The 13,521-nt window shown below is 53.8% G+C and carries 11 protein-coding genes; 6 read left to right on the forward strand and 5 right to left on the reverse strand.

Annotated elements, in window-relative coordinates; genetic code table 11:
* Positions 1–9 precede the first annotated feature (9 nt).
* Positions 10–1,206, reverse strand: coding sequence for an acetyl-CoA C-acyltransferase (locus ACTIKR_RS02815; RefSeq protein ID WP_442327098.1), 1,197 nt, complete (start codon positions 1,204–1,206; stop codon positions 10–12).
* 70 nt (positions 1,207–1,276) lie between these two features.
* A complete protein-coding gene (locus tag ACTIKR_RS02820) occupies positions 1,277–1,891 on the reverse strand; it encodes a TetR/AcrR family transcriptional regulator (protein WP_442327099.1) in 615 nt (204 codons plus the stop codon).
* A gap of 173 nt (positions 1,892–2,064) precedes the next feature.
* Between ACTIKR_RS02820 and ACTIKR_RS02825 the strand changes: the two genes are divergently transcribed.
* From ACTIKR_RS02825 to ACTIKR_RS02840, 4 genes are read left to right on the forward strand one after another with little or no spacing between them, the layout of a single operon-like run.
* Positions 2,065–3,681, forward strand: coding sequence for a long-chain-fatty-acid--CoA ligase (locus tag ACTIKR_RS02825; RefSeq protein ID WP_193090239.1), 1,617 nt, complete (start codon positions 2,065–2,067; stop codon positions 3,679–3,681).
* 54 nt (positions 3,682–3,735) lie between these two features.
* Positions 3,736–4,542 (forward strand): SDR family NAD(P)-dependent oxidoreductase, encoded by an 807-nt coding sequence (locus ACTIKR_RS02830; RefSeq protein ID WP_226817278.1) that lies wholly within the window; start codon positions 3,736–3,738, stop codon positions 4,540–4,542.
* A gap of 42 nt (positions 4,543–4,584) precedes the next feature.
* Positions 4,585–6,369: an acyl-CoA dehydrogenase gene (locus ACTIKR_RS02835; protein WP_193090270.1), complete on the forward strand. Its 1,785-nt coding sequence runs from the start codon at positions 4,585–4,587 to the stop codon at positions 6,367–6,369.
* A 45-nt stretch (positions 6,370–6,414) separates the two neighbouring features.
* The gene (locus ACTIKR_RS02840; RefSeq protein ID WP_442327100.1) at positions 6,415–8,496 is read left to right on the forward strand and encodes a 3-hydroxyacyl-CoA dehydrogenase NAD-binding domain-containing protein; all 2,082 of its coding nucleotides are present in this window, start codon (positions 6,415–6,417) and stop codon (positions 8,494–8,496) included.
* Positions 8,497–8,665: 169 nt separating this feature from the next.
* Here ACTIKR_RS02840 and ACTIKR_RS02845 read toward each other — a convergent pair whose 3' ends face one another.
* Entirely contained in the window at positions 8,666–8,884 is a 219-nt protein-coding gene (locus ACTIKR_RS02845) for a 2-dehydropantoate 2-reductase N-terminal domain-containing protein (protein ID WP_193090241.1), read from the reverse strand.
* The gene (locus ACTIKR_RS02850; RefSeq protein WP_442327101.1) at positions 8,877–9,494 is read right to left on the reverse strand and encodes a 5-formyltetrahydrofolate cyclo-ligase; all 618 of its coding nucleotides are present in this window, start codon (positions 9,492–9,494) and stop codon (positions 8,877–8,879) included. The genes ACTIKR_RS02845 and ACTIKR_RS02850 overlap by 8 nt, the downstream gene beginning before the upstream one ends.
* A 53-nt stretch (positions 9,495–9,547) precedes the next feature.
* Between ACTIKR_RS02850 and ACTIKR_RS02855 the strand changes: the two genes are divergently transcribed.
* On the forward strand, positions 9,548–11,617 hold the full coding sequence (locus tag ACTIKR_RS02855; RefSeq protein WP_442327102.1) for a transglycosylase SLT domain-containing protein: 2,070 nt from the start codon (positions 9,548–9,550) through the stop codon (positions 11,615–11,617).
* On the forward strand, positions 11,617–12,786 hold the full coding sequence (locus ACTIKR_RS02860) for a tRNA CCA-pyrophosphorylase (RefSeq protein WP_193090244.1): 1,170 nt from the start codon (positions 11,617–11,619) through the stop codon (positions 12,784–12,786). Before ACTIKR_RS02855 ends, ACTIKR_RS02860 begins: the two co-directional genes overlap by 1 nt.
* Before the next feature lie 64 nt (positions 12,787–12,850).
* On the opposite strand, the gene ACTIKR_RS02865 is transcribed toward ACTIKR_RS02860, so the two are convergent.
* The gene (locus ACTIKR_RS02865) at positions 12,851–13,441 is read right to left on the reverse strand and encodes a UbiX family flavin prenyltransferase (RefSeq protein WP_193090245.1); all 591 of its coding nucleotides are present in this window, start codon (positions 13,439–13,441) and stop codon (positions 12,851–12,853) included.
* Positions 13,442–13,521: the final 80 nt, after the last annotated feature.

Here is a 13,521-nt window from a genome sequence, read left to right on the forward strand (position 1 = left end):
GCCTGGCTGTTATTGTTTTTTACTGCTTACTTCAAATAAACCTGCCGCCCCCATGCCGCCGCCAACGCACATAGTGACGACAACATAGCGTGCACCTCGGCGTTTGCCTTCAAGTAGCGCATGACCAACGAGCCTTGCGCCCGTCATGCCATAAGGATGGCCAATAGAAATAGCACCGCCATTCACGTTGCACAGGCTGGGGTCTATGCCCAGATAATCGCGGCAATAAAGGACTTGGCAGGCAAAAGCCTCGTTGATTTCCCACAGATCTATGTCTTTTACGCTTAGGCCATGTTGTTTTAGAAGCTTGGGAACTGCAAAAATTGGGCCTATGCCCATTTCTTCAGGTGCGCATCCAGCGACTGCCATGCCACGGTATACGCCCAGTGGCGCTAGCCCACGGTGCTTGGCCAAGGCGGCATCCATAACTACACATGCGGATGCGCCATCAGACAGCTGGCTAGCGTTGCCTGCAGTTACCAGGCCACCATCTATGACGGGCTTGAGCGCGGCAAGACTCTCGATCGTGGTTTGAGGGCGATTGCCCTCATCTTGGGAGAGAGTTACCTTTTGATAGTGAGTTTCCCCTGTGGCTTTGTCGGTGATTGCTTGGCTGGCAGTTATTGGCACAATTTCATCATCGAATAAGCCCGCTTTTTGTGCCACCGCGGTGCGTAGCTGGGACTCCAGCGCATAAGCGTCTTGGTATTCCCTGCTAATGCCATACTTGGCAGACACATATTCGGCCGTTTGAAGCATGGGCATGTACGCGTGTTCAACGGCGCTAATTACTGCAGTATCAGCGTCGCGAAACGTCCTTGGCATATAGTCGTTTTGAACGGCTGAAATGTTGTCTTGGCCACCAGCGACAACTATGTCCATACCTTCCAGGGTGACCTGGCGGGCAGCGGCGGCAATAGCCATCAAACCGGACGCGCATTGTCGGTCCATTGTTTGCCCAGGCACAGTAACTGGCAGCCCCGCCGCTAAGCTGGCGTACCTAGCAATATTTCCACCCGCCGTACCGGCGCCCAGCACTGTACCTATAAGTACATCGTCGATTTCGGATGGGTCTATGTTGGCGCGTTGCACCGCGTGATGAATTGCATGGCCTAGCAGCGAGGGTGATTTTATGTTGTTAAGCGCTCCTTTGAAGGCTTTTCCAATGGGCGTTCGGGCAATGGACACAATAACGGCTTCTCTCATCAAACCTCCTAGTTGTAATCCGGTGAACAAGCTTCCTATTGATAAGGTTGGTATGCAAAAGGCCCCTAGCCTACTTGGCAACAATCAAAATAATTTCATCGGCGATTTCATGCGGATTGTAACGGCCGTCTGGCTTATACCAGCTCATCATGCCGCGTAATGTTCCTTCTATTACCCGTACAGCAATCGCCGGATCCCCTTTTAGATGACCCGCTTCGTGACACTGACGTACGACTTCAGTCCAAGAACTGAAGTAGCGTTTTCGTAGTTGTATTAGCTCGGGCAAATGCTTCGGAGAAACATCCCGCCAATCGAAATACAGCACAGCGTGGTAGTCACCTTCTTCATCAATAAATACAAGGTTAACTTCCTGCCAAATAAATTGACGTAGTTTTTCCAGCGGTGTTAATGCTGACGCCAGCGCCTGTTCATGGCGTGTGCAGATGGATATGAAAGCGGCGCGCATCACTTCCATCAGGATTTCGTCCTTGGTCTTGAAGTAATGAAACAGGCTGCCTGAATATAGGCCAACTGCATTGCCGATATCCCTAACCGTAGTGGCCTTAAAACCTTTTTTGCGAATCAGATGCGCAGCCGCATCCAGTATTCGAGCCCGAGTCGACTCTGCAACTGGAGCTGCAAGTTCCTTTTTTTTGTCGCTAGGCAATCGGGTGGGTTCGGTCATGAGTGGTCGCAATGTATTGGCAATAAGATACTGGAATGATATCAAGTATAGAGGTAGAATCAAAAATGAAGCAAGCGCTTGGTCACTACTATTCATCAGTGTTTTCCCTGATGGGATGTGTTTTGCGGGTCATCAATAGGGCAACCCCGGAATTTAATTAATGGATATTGCATATGACTTCAACAAGCTTTTCAGAAACAAAATTTACTGCTGGTGGTCACCATTGCGAACTTACACTGGCTACTGTTTTAGCTAGCGGAATTGAAGCAGGTGGCTCTCAGGAAATCATTACTTATGGCGGTCTACGCCTAACGTACCAAGACCTGAACACGCGTTTTCGAAGATTGGGGTACGCCTTGATGCAGCTGGGTGTAAAACACGCAACTCGCATTGCTGTTTTAGAGCGAGATACCCATCGGTATCTTGAGTCTTATTTTGCTATCCCTATGCTGGGCGCTACTCTTATGACGGTCAATATCCGTCTGTCGGTCGACCAGATCCGGTACACACTAGAACACAGCCAGTCGGAATTTATCATTGCCGCAGCCGAGTTCATGCCTTTGCTGGAACAAGTCTTTGCTAGCGCCGACAGGGTTCCACCAATTATTGTTATTGGCGAATCGGACTCGTCAACATTGCCTTGTGTGGGCGAATACGAAGCACTGCTGGACGCAGCAGAAAATGCATTTGAGTTCCCGTACGTGAGCGAGGACAGTGTCGCCACGCATTTTTATACAACGGGTACTACTGGCCTACCCAAGGGCGTAACCTACACACACCGTCAGCTAGTTGCCCATACCTTGGCCGTTGGATTTGCGCTTGGCACTGCAGACGACTACCAAGCATTTCGACGCTCGGACGTCTATATGCCATTAACCCCCATGTTCCACGTGCATGCCTGGGGGCTGCCTTATGTTGCCACGCTTTTGGGGGTTAAGCAGGTTTATCCGGGTAAATACGATGCTCAGGCCCTTGTGGATCTTGTCCACACTGAAGGAGTAACGTTTTCCCATTGCGTCCCGACGGTTCTACAAATGCTGCTTACAGAGGCAGAGAAAAAATCACAAAAACTGCCAGGCTGGAAGGTGATGGTGGGCGGTTCTGCCATGTCCCCAGCGTTAGCAAAACGCGCCATGGCGTCTGACCTTCAAGTTTTTACGGGGTATGGGATGTCCGAAACATGTCCCGTCATTAGCTTTGTCCGGACATCGGCGGCCCAGGCAGCGGCATCCCCTGAAAATCTATGCCGCATAGGCCATCCTATGCCGCTTGTAACGTTAAAAATCGATCTTCAAGAAGACAGCCATCAAGGCGAACTGGTGGCTCGTTCAGTATGGCTGACACAGGAATACCACAACGATCCCGCCATGTCGGAACAGTTGTGGGAAGGTCAATTCCTGCATACCGGGGACGTCGTCGTTAAGGATGCTGATGGTGCTTTCCGTCTAGTTGATCGCACTAAAGACGTCATTAAGTCTGGGGGGGAGTGGTTGTCATCTCTAGACCTGGAAGCCTGCTTGGCCGAGCACCCTAACGTGGATGAAGTGGCTGTTATTGCTATTGCCAACGAAAAATGGGGTGAAAGACCTTGCGCTTTTGTAAAGCTAAAGCAGCACGTTAATGAACCCGACACCATGGTTAATGAAATGCATGCCATCGTAAAAGAGCGCATTAAAGAGGGGAAACTACCTCCTTATGCCATGCCCGACGAAATCCGCTTTGTTGATGAGCTGCCACGCACTAGCGTAGGAAAACTTAATAAAAAGCTGCTGCGAGAAAACATACAGTAAAGCAGCCAATAATTTTCCAGGTGAAATGGGCTACACATCTTATGGAGACAAACTATGAATCAGAACACTAACCATGCATCTTCGCTAGATAACGAAGAAATGTCATTTAACTTAAAAGATAAGCTGGCGCTAGTAACCGGAGCATCTAGCGGCATTGGGCAATTCCTTTCCGGAGCGCTTGCGCGTGCAGGGGCTGCTGTGGTGCTATGCGCACGCCGCGGGTCACGTGTGGCCGAAGAAGCACACCGCTTGTGCAACCAGGGTGCAGTAGCAAAAGGTATCGCTATGGATGTGGCCGATACCGACTCAATTAATGCCGCATTTGATCAGGTCTGTAAGGAATTTGGCCGCTATCCCGATATCCTTGTGAATTGCGCTGGTGTAGCACTGCTCAAACCATTTCTAGAGCAAACTCCGGAAGACCTTGACTCGGTTATCGGTGTCAATCTACGCGGCGCTTTTCTAGTCGGGCAACGTGCTGCGGCTGAAATGGTTAAACAAGGTGGCGGATCGATTATCAATGTTGCATCGACGGCCGGTTTGCGTCCCGGGGGCTTTTTATCAAGCTACGGAGCAAGCAAGGCAGGACTGATTCATTTATCTAAGGTCATGGCCTATGAGCTTGCGCGCAATAACGTGCGTGTAAACGTCTTGTGCCCAGGAAATATAGAAACAGATATGCATCGCGAGTTCGAAGAGGCCGGATTTGCTGAGGCCTTGGTTAAAAGGATTCCTCAGCGCCGTTTTGGTAAAAGCCAAGACCTTGTTGGCGCTACTTTGCTTATGGCTTCTGATGCGGGCAGCTATATGACAGGCTCGGTGGTCGTGATCGACGGCGGTCAGATAGTCAACTCTATTTGATATGTACATTAGGTGAAAATTGTGAGAAAAACATTAGAATTTATGATGTACGACTGGCTCAAGGTGCAGGAGCTTACCCGTCGTGACCGCTATGCAGCACACAGTCGCGAAACATTTGATTCTGTGCTTGATGTAAGCGAAAAAATAGCCTTAGAGCAGTTTCAGCCTCTTAACCGGTTAACGGACGAACAAGAGCCCGAGTATGTTAACGGAGCAGTAAAGCTTCCAGATGGTGTGGGCCAAGCGCTTAAAGCGTATGCTGATTCCGGCTTGCTGGCAGCGGGCCACAACGAGGGCGTCGGCGGCATGCAACTTCCTTATGTCATTGACATGGCAGCAAATACTTTTTTTGCTTTTAATAGCATTAGCTTGTCAGCTTACGCCATGCTTACTTATGCCAATGCAAACCTGCTTATGGCACACGGCTCAGAGGCACAAAAAAATGCCTTTGCGTTGCCACAACTACAGGGGCGTTATTTTGGCACCATGTGTCTGAGCGAGCCCACGGCGGGTTCCAGCTTGGGTGACATTACCACCAAAGCCGTCCCTGACGGTGATGACTACCTAGATTGCGGTTTAGGTCCCCGTTATAAGATCAAAGGCAGCAAGATGTGGATATCTGGTGCCGAACATGATTTGACCGAGAACATTATTCATCTGGTATTGGCAAAAATTCCTGATGACTGCGGTCAATTGCCCGCAGGCCCAAAAGGCATTTCATTATTTGTAGTGCCTAAATTTTTGGTCGAAGAAAATGGCGGCATCACGAGCACCCGAAATGACGTGATGCTGATTGGTCTGAATCACAAGCTGGGCTATCGCGGTATTCCTAATACCTTGCTTAGCTTTGGTGAAAACAACGATGCAATAGGCTACCGCATTGGTGAGCCAGGACAGGGCTTGCAACTGATGTTCCACATGATGAATGAAGCACGCATCAATATTGGTATGGGCGCCGCCATGCTGGGATATGCAGGTTATAAGGCATCCCTGGATTACGCGCGCGATAGACGCCAAGGTCATTTGCGTAGCAACAAGGGCACTCAGCGCGGCAACGCCCAGATAAAACTGATAGAGCACCCTGATGTTAAGCGCATGCTGCTAGCGCAAAAATCCTTTAGTGAAGGTGCCTTGGGGCTAGTGCTGTACTGCGCACACCTGATCGACGAAAAACGCACCGGAACAGACGATCAGAAAAATCGTGCACATGCCTTATTAGAGCTGCTTACCCCTATTGCCAAAAGTTGGCCTAGCGAATGGTGTCTTGAGGCCAATAGCCTGGCAATTCAGGTGTTGGGCGGATCAGGATACACACGTGACTTCCCCGTCGAGCAGTACTGGCGCGACAACCGCTTGAATATGATCCATGAGGGGACGCACGGCATACAAGCATTGGATTTGCTAGGAAGAAAGGTGCGGCAAAACGATGGTGCGGCCTTTAATTTATGGGTGTCTGAAGTTATGCAAACCATAGAGCAAGCCCACGAGCATGCAGACCTTAAGGGCTTTGCGCAGGACCTTGACGTGCAGTTACAGCATCTTATTGCAGCCACACAAAAGTCACAACAAGACGACATGTTCGAGATGTCGCTTGCGCATGCCACCCCATATATGCAGGCCTTTGGTCATATTGTGATTGCGTGGTTATGGCTGCAGGTTACGCTGGCTGCTTATGGTAGCGACACTACAAATGAAGCGTTTGTAGCCGGTAAGCGTAGCGCAATGCAATATTTTTATGCCTACGAGCTTGCACGAGCGCATGGCTGGTTGAACTTAATACTTGACGCAGACGATGCGGTTGCAACGATGCAGGACGACTGGTTCTGAGGATTCCGTCACCAAATCAGAACTCAATAAACAGGGAAAAAATTTATGTCAGAACTAGTCACATGCACCAAAGATGGTGATATCTCTATTGTTACGATTAACAATCCACCTATAAATGCCAGCTCGCAAGCCGTGCGCGAACAATTAAAAGCAGCCTTAGCGCAACTGCGTAATGCTGCCGACATCAAGGCCGTCATGCTTTGCTGTGCCGGCCGCACATTTATGGCAGGTGCCGACATCCGCGAGTTTGATTTGCCGGAGATCCCGGCACCCGATCCCAACGAAATCCATGCCTTGCTAGAGTCCATGCAGGTTCCAGTTGTTGCCGTTATGCATGGCACAGTGCTTGGCGGTGGGCTTGAACTTGGTTTGGCGTGTCATTACAGGGTTGCCCTGGCTTCAACAGAAATGGGGCTACCCGAAGTGAAACTAGGGATATTGCCTGGCGGTGGTGGCACCCAGCGTCTGCCACGGCTTGTTGGATTTACTAAGGCGCTGGACATGATAGTTACCGGCAAATCAATGTCAGCAGCTAATGCGCTTGATATTGGCTTGGTTGACACCCTGTTTGACGGCGATTTGCACGCCCAAACCCTGGAATATTGTCGTAGCATTGCAGGTTCTGATTGCGCAAGCCGGGTGCTTGGCAGGCTGCCTGTTGAGCTTAGCGCTACCGATAAGTTAGTTTTAGAGGAACGCGTTAACAAGCTACCCTCCACAGAAAAAGGGGGGAATGCAGCGCGCGCAGCCGCTAAATCCACAGAAAAAGCAGGCAGCTTACCCTTTGCGGAAGGCCTGAAGTACGAAAGGCAGGCATTTATTGACTGTAGGAATACCAACGAGTCCAAAGCACTAAGGCAGGTTTTTTTTGCCGAACGTGAAGCCGCGCGCATACCCAATCTGCCACGTGATCTAGGCCTTAGAACCATACAGTCAGTGGGTATTGTGGGCGCTGGGACCATGGGCACCGGAATTGCCATGAGCTTTGCAAACGCTGGTTTTCCCGTGGTATTGCAGGACCTTAGCCCACAGACGCTATCGCGTGCCGACGAAATTATCGATAGCACGTATCAAGGGTCTGCTGCCAAAAACCGCATCACACCGGAACAGGCCCAACATCGTGCCGGCTTGATTACAACCACAGAAGATGACATGCAACTGTCTTCTTGCGATTTAATCATCGAGGCTGTTTTTGAAAACTTTGACATAAAAAAAGCCATTTTCAAGCGCTTGGGCCAAATCGCCAAGCCGGGAGCCATTCTGGCTAGCAATACGTCATCACTGGACGTAAATGTGCTGGCGCAATGTTCAGGCAGGGCCGCAGACGTATTAGGTATGCATTTCTTTAGCCCGGCAAATATTATGCGCTTGCTGGAGGTTGTACGCTGCGATCAAACAGCACCTGAAGTACTTGCAACCATCATGCATCTGGCCAAGCGTATAGGTAAAGTGCCAGTGGTGTCTGGAGTGTGTTTCGGTTTCATTGGCAACCGTATGCTGGAAGGATACTTGCGCGAAGCGGAATTCCTTTTGCTAGAGGGCGCTACACCTGGTTTTATTGATAAGGCGCTGGAAGACTACGGGATGGCAATGGGCCCATGCCGCATGATAGACATGGCTGGCGTAGATGTTGCATCTAAGGTCGTGCTAGAACAAAAAAAATCAGGGAATCTACCTGATGACGACACGTATCGTGTCGTCGTGCAAAAACTTCATGAACAAGGTCGTTTTGGACAAAAAACAAGCAGTGGCTATTACCGATACGAAGGCCGCACACCTGTAGAGGACAGTGAGGCACTGACGTTATTCAGCGACCTGGCGCAACAACATGGCATCACACAGCGTACTGACATCAGCGCACAAGAGGTTGTTGAGCGCTGCCTGTACCCACTTATCGCCGAAGGGTATAGAATTCTAGAAGAAGGTATAGCCTACAGGTCTGGTGATATTGATACGGTATGGTTGCACGGTTATGGTTTCCCCGCTTATCGTGGCGGCCCTATGTTCTACGCTACTACCATTGGCGAAAGCAATGTAGTTGCAAGCATGCAGCGCTACGCCAAAAACACGGGCAACACCTCTGGGTATTGGAGCGTGCCAGCTAGCCTTTCGAAGGGCGCTAACTAGACCCCGTCTTATACTGAACTGACGCCAATACGGCTCAGTTCAGTGCAAGTAAGCCGCTTTGCCCTAGCTACCCGAAGCGTACTGTTCGATCAACGGCATAACATGCTGAAGATACGAGTAATCATTTACTCCTCGCCTAGCCTGCGCACTGCTAATTCATTCAACGACCTTATCGTTCAATGGCGTCGGTAGTCAACTGTGATATCCCAGGCCCTAGCCAGGTCGCCCCAAAACCGACAGCACCACCTGTGGTCCTATGGGCCCCGACAACGGCGGCAACGTTCTCTTCGGGTATACCGTTGTTTTGCAAGGCGTACACGATGCTTGAGTCATGCAGATGCTTAGGCAAATTGGGCAGTACGATTGTATTGGTGGTTTGCTTATTCATCAGTATCCGGTATGATCCAGCCGCCGGGCGTCACAATGGCGTCCATCGGCATATCATGTGCTGCGGGCAGATAGGACCCGTCGATCAGTCCTTCATCCCAGCCGATGCCCACACTCAGCGCGCTGTGGCCTTGCCGCGCCAGTGCATGCAGCGTACGATCATAGTACCCTTTGCCGTAGCCCAGCCGGTGTCCGTCACGTGTATAACCGAGTGTAGGTACAAGAATCAGGGACGGCTGCATCGCCGGCGTGTCCACTTGCGGTTCGGGAATATTGAAGGCGCCGCGTCGCAAGGGGGTATCGGGCGACCAGCGATAAAAGTGCAGTGGCGCGTCCCGCTGTTCAATCACCGGCAGGCTGATGTCGTGGCCGAGCATATGCAAATCATGCAATAGCGAAATTATGTCGGGTTCATCCCGTATGGGCCAAAAACCGGCGATCGAACCGATGGTTGCGCGATCCGGCAAGCGGCAATCTTGATGGCGGCCTTGCAGCCAGTCCAAAATATGCTGTTTTATTTGTACACTTAGCATCTGGCGACGCGAGTCGGGAATGGCCGATCTGGCCGAGAGCAGGGATTGACGCAAAGTCGGGGTATCGGCGGATGTCATGACCTGTGACGATATAGAATGTAGTACAAAGCATGACTATAACAGGACAGCATATGCAACAGCGGGCAGGAGCAAAAAGCAGGTTCAACAAAGGGGTTGCGGGCAGTCTGCGTCGCCGGTCAGTGCAAGCCCTCTGGGGGGTACTCGGTTCCGGCGTGCTGCTGGCCGGCTGTGCCGAATCGGTACAGAATCCCCAGGCTGCCAGATCAACGCTCACGCCGCAGAATCTGGCGGTTACCTCATCGGCAGTCATATACGGGCAGTCTCCGCGTGCAGTGCCGCAGGCGGCACGCGCGGCGGTGGTGTCGGCCAGGGATGCCATGCAGCGTCGCCAGTGGGAGACGTTGCCCGGCTATGCAGAACAGGCCAGGGATGATCATGAACTTGGCAGCTATCCCATGTACTGGTACTTGCGCCAGTTATTGGGCGACGCTGCGCAGCCAGTGCCCACGCAGCAGATCTATGCTTTTTTGCAGCAGAACAAGAACCCCTATCTGGAAAACCGGCTGAAATCGGACTGGATCCTGGCATCGGCCAAGCGGGGAGACTTTGATACCGTGCGGCGTATTGGTACGGTGGCCAGTCGGACCTCGGAGGTCGATTGCGCCATCCTGCAGGCACGCTTTCTTGGCAATGGGCAAGTCTCCGCCGCGCAGGCGCTGGATGTGTTCAAGCCGGGCGATGCCTGCTGGAGCATGCTCGGGCAGCTGACGGCAGCCAAGGTCATTACCCATGAACATCTGGAGCCGTTGCTGCGCGATGCCGTCGAATACGACAGCAAGGCCAGCGCCCGCCGCTACGCGGCGCTGGCGTTCTCACCCGCCGGGCTGTCTTCCTACGATGCGCTCGTGGCCAATCCGATGGGCTGGCTGGCGACCCAGAGCGGTTCGGCCACTGGCGAACTGCAGCAGTTGCGTGCACTGGCCTTCAGCCGCCTGGCGCGGCAGGACAGAGATGCGGGGGCAGTCTTTCTGGAGACGCAGGGCGGCGCATTGCTGAGCGAGCGCAACCGTCAATGGGCCTGGACACAGTTCGGCCTGATCGCCGCCCTGAATCTGGAGGCGCGGGCTGACGGCTGGTATCGCAAGGCCGGCCAGGTTTTTCGTCTAAGCGACTACAACCACGCCTGGCGCACCCGCATGGCGCTGCGCCAGCCCACCATTGACTGGAAATGGGTAGAGCAGACCATCCGCATGATGGGTCCCGAGCAGCAGAAAGAACCGGTCTGGGTTTACTGGTATGGCCGCGCCCGGGCAGGGCAGGGCGACACCGGCGGCGCCACAAGCGCCTGGCAATCCATTTTGTATGATCACGGCTTCTATGGTCAGTTGGCGACCGAGGCATTGGGCCGCAAGATTTCCGTTCCTGCGCAGCCGGCCGAACCCAGCGCTGCCGAAATCAACAAAATAATGACGCACGAAGGCTTGCAGCGTGCCGTTGCCTTGTTCCGCCTGGGCTGGCGCCCGGAAGCGGTGGGTGAATGGAATTTTGCGATTCGTGGGATGAATGATCGCGAGCTGATGGCGGCAGCAGAATGGGCCTTGCGCGAACAGGTCTATGACCGGGCCATCAACACGTCCATGCTGACCAAAAACGATTTCAATTTCCGCCAGCGTTACCTGGCGCCATTCGAAGGGCGGGTCAGTCAGCAGGCACGTGCCGTGGGTGTGGATCCTGCCTGGGTATATGGCCTGATCCGCCAGGAATCGCGTTTTGTCACGGTTGCCCGCTCATCGGTCGGCGCGGCGGGGCTGATGCAGGTCATGCCGGGAACGGCGCGACTGGTGGCGCGCAAGCTGGGACTGAGTTACTCGGCTGCCAGCGCCAATGATTTTGATACCAATACTTTGTTGGGCACGTCTTACCTGAAAATGACCCTGGACGACCTGAATGGCTCCGAAGTTTTGGCCACTGCCGGCTACAACGCCGGGCCGAACCGCGCCAAGCGCTGGCGTGATTCGCTTAGCCAGCCGCTGGAAGGGGCGATTTTTGCGGAAACCATTCCCTTTACGGAAACGCGGCTGTACGTAAAGCATGTCATGTCCAATGCGACTTGGTACGATGCCCAGTTCAGCGGGCGGACGCAATCGCTTGTGAATCGGCTGGGGCAGGTGAGGCCCTGATGTCCGTTACCGACGGCCTTGATGTGTATGTGGTGGGCGGCGCCGTGCGCGACCAGTTGTTGGGGCTGCCGCAGGGAGACCGGGACTGGGTCGTGGTGGGCGCCAGCCCGCAGGAAATGGTCCGGCGTGGTTTCCTGCCGGTCGGCGACGACTTCCCGGTTTTTCTGCATCCGCAGACCAAAGAGGAATATGCGCTGGCGCGCACCGAAAGAAAAGCGGGGCGTGGCTACAAGGGTTTCACCTTTCATACGGGTCCGGAAGTGACGCTCGAAGAGGATTTGAAGCGTCGCGACCTGACCATCAATGCCATGGCGCGCCGTACCGATGGCACACTGGTCGACCCTTTGCGTGGCCGTGACGATCTTGAGCGCCGCGTGTTTCGGCATGCCAGCCAAGCGTTTGCCGAAGATCCGGTGCGCATATTGCGCCTGGCGCGGTTTGCTGCGCGGTTCACCGAATTCACGCTGGCCGGCGATACGCTGCAGCTGTGTCGGGACATGGTCCGCAGCGGTGAGATCGATGCCCTGGTGCCCGAGCGGGTCTGGAAAGAAGTCTCACGCGGGCTCATGAACGAAAAACCGTCGCGCATGTTCACCGTTTTGCAGGATACCAATGCGCTTGCCATCGTGATGCCGCAGTTGCAGTGGAACACAGAGGTGGCGCAGGCCACCGACTTGTCGGCCGCCAGGATCCTGCCGCTGCCTTCCCGCTACGCGGTGGCGCTGTCGCAGACACGCGAGCATGCGGCCTTGAGTGTGCACCTTAAAGTGCCCGCAGAGTGTGCTGATTACGCCCGCTTGACGCAGGTGCTATCGGAACGCTTTGATATGTTGCCATTGCCGCCCAGCCCGACGGCGCAGGCGCACTTGTCGAACCGGGCACAATATGTGCTGGAAACACTGGAAGTGACTGACAGTTTGCGCAAGCCGGCGAGGTTTCGCGATTTGCTGGGCGTCGTGCTGTGTACCAGACAGTCTGCGGCGGAAAATCTGCAGGCGGAAATCACGCGGATTGAATCCTGGAGTGCAATACTGGATTGTTATTTACGGGTGGATGCGGGCGCGGTCGCCCGGCAGACCGAGGGGGGCGCCAACTCGATCAAAATGGCGGTGCGCTCGGCAAGACTGGACGCCATTGCGGCGTGCCTGGGAAAAATTGCACCGAGCTAGGCCCGGACCGTGTGGCGCTGTACGCTTTGTGCATGTGCCGGGGGCGGTTATTTCAATTGTAGTATCAGGGATTGCTCATTCCGTCCCAGCGGGTGACCGAGCCGGTATCTATGTCAAATAGGTCAAGGGCTCGTCCGACACTGTGGTCGACCATTGCCTGGATGTTTTCCGGGCGCGCATAAAAGGCCGGAACCGGCGGCATGACGATGGCGCCCATTTCGGTCACCGCCACCATGCTGCGCAAATGGCCCAGATGCAGTGGTGTTTCCCGGACCATGAGCACCAGCTTGCGTCTTTCCTTGAGCACCACATCGGCAGCACGGGTCAGGAGCGAAGAGGTAACTCCGCTGGCAATTTCCGAGAGCGTACGAATGGAGCAGGGCGCGATGAGCATGCCACAGGTTTTGAAGGAGCCGCTGGAAATGGTGGCCCCTACGTCCTGGATCGCATGCACGACCGTCGCCCGGTCGGCCAGTTCGCCGGGATGCATCTGCAGCTCTTGTGACAAGGTCAGACTGGCCGAGCGGCTCATGACCAAATGGGTTTCGAAGCCGGCCTGGGCAAGCAGCTCAAGAGCACGGACCCCGTAAATGGCGCCAGAGGCGCCGGTGATACCGACAATAATACGCGCAGGAGCGGAAACAGAGCTTGGCATGGGCAGATGGCTATTTTCGGTAAGGGGTCAATGGGCTGGCTGATATTGGCAGCCTTGCCGGGGCAAAACCACCGGCTTGA

Source organism: Advenella sp. (assembly GCF_052108595.1).
GTDB lineage: Bacteria > Pseudomonadota > Gammaproteobacteria > Burkholderiales > Burkholderiaceae_B > Advenella.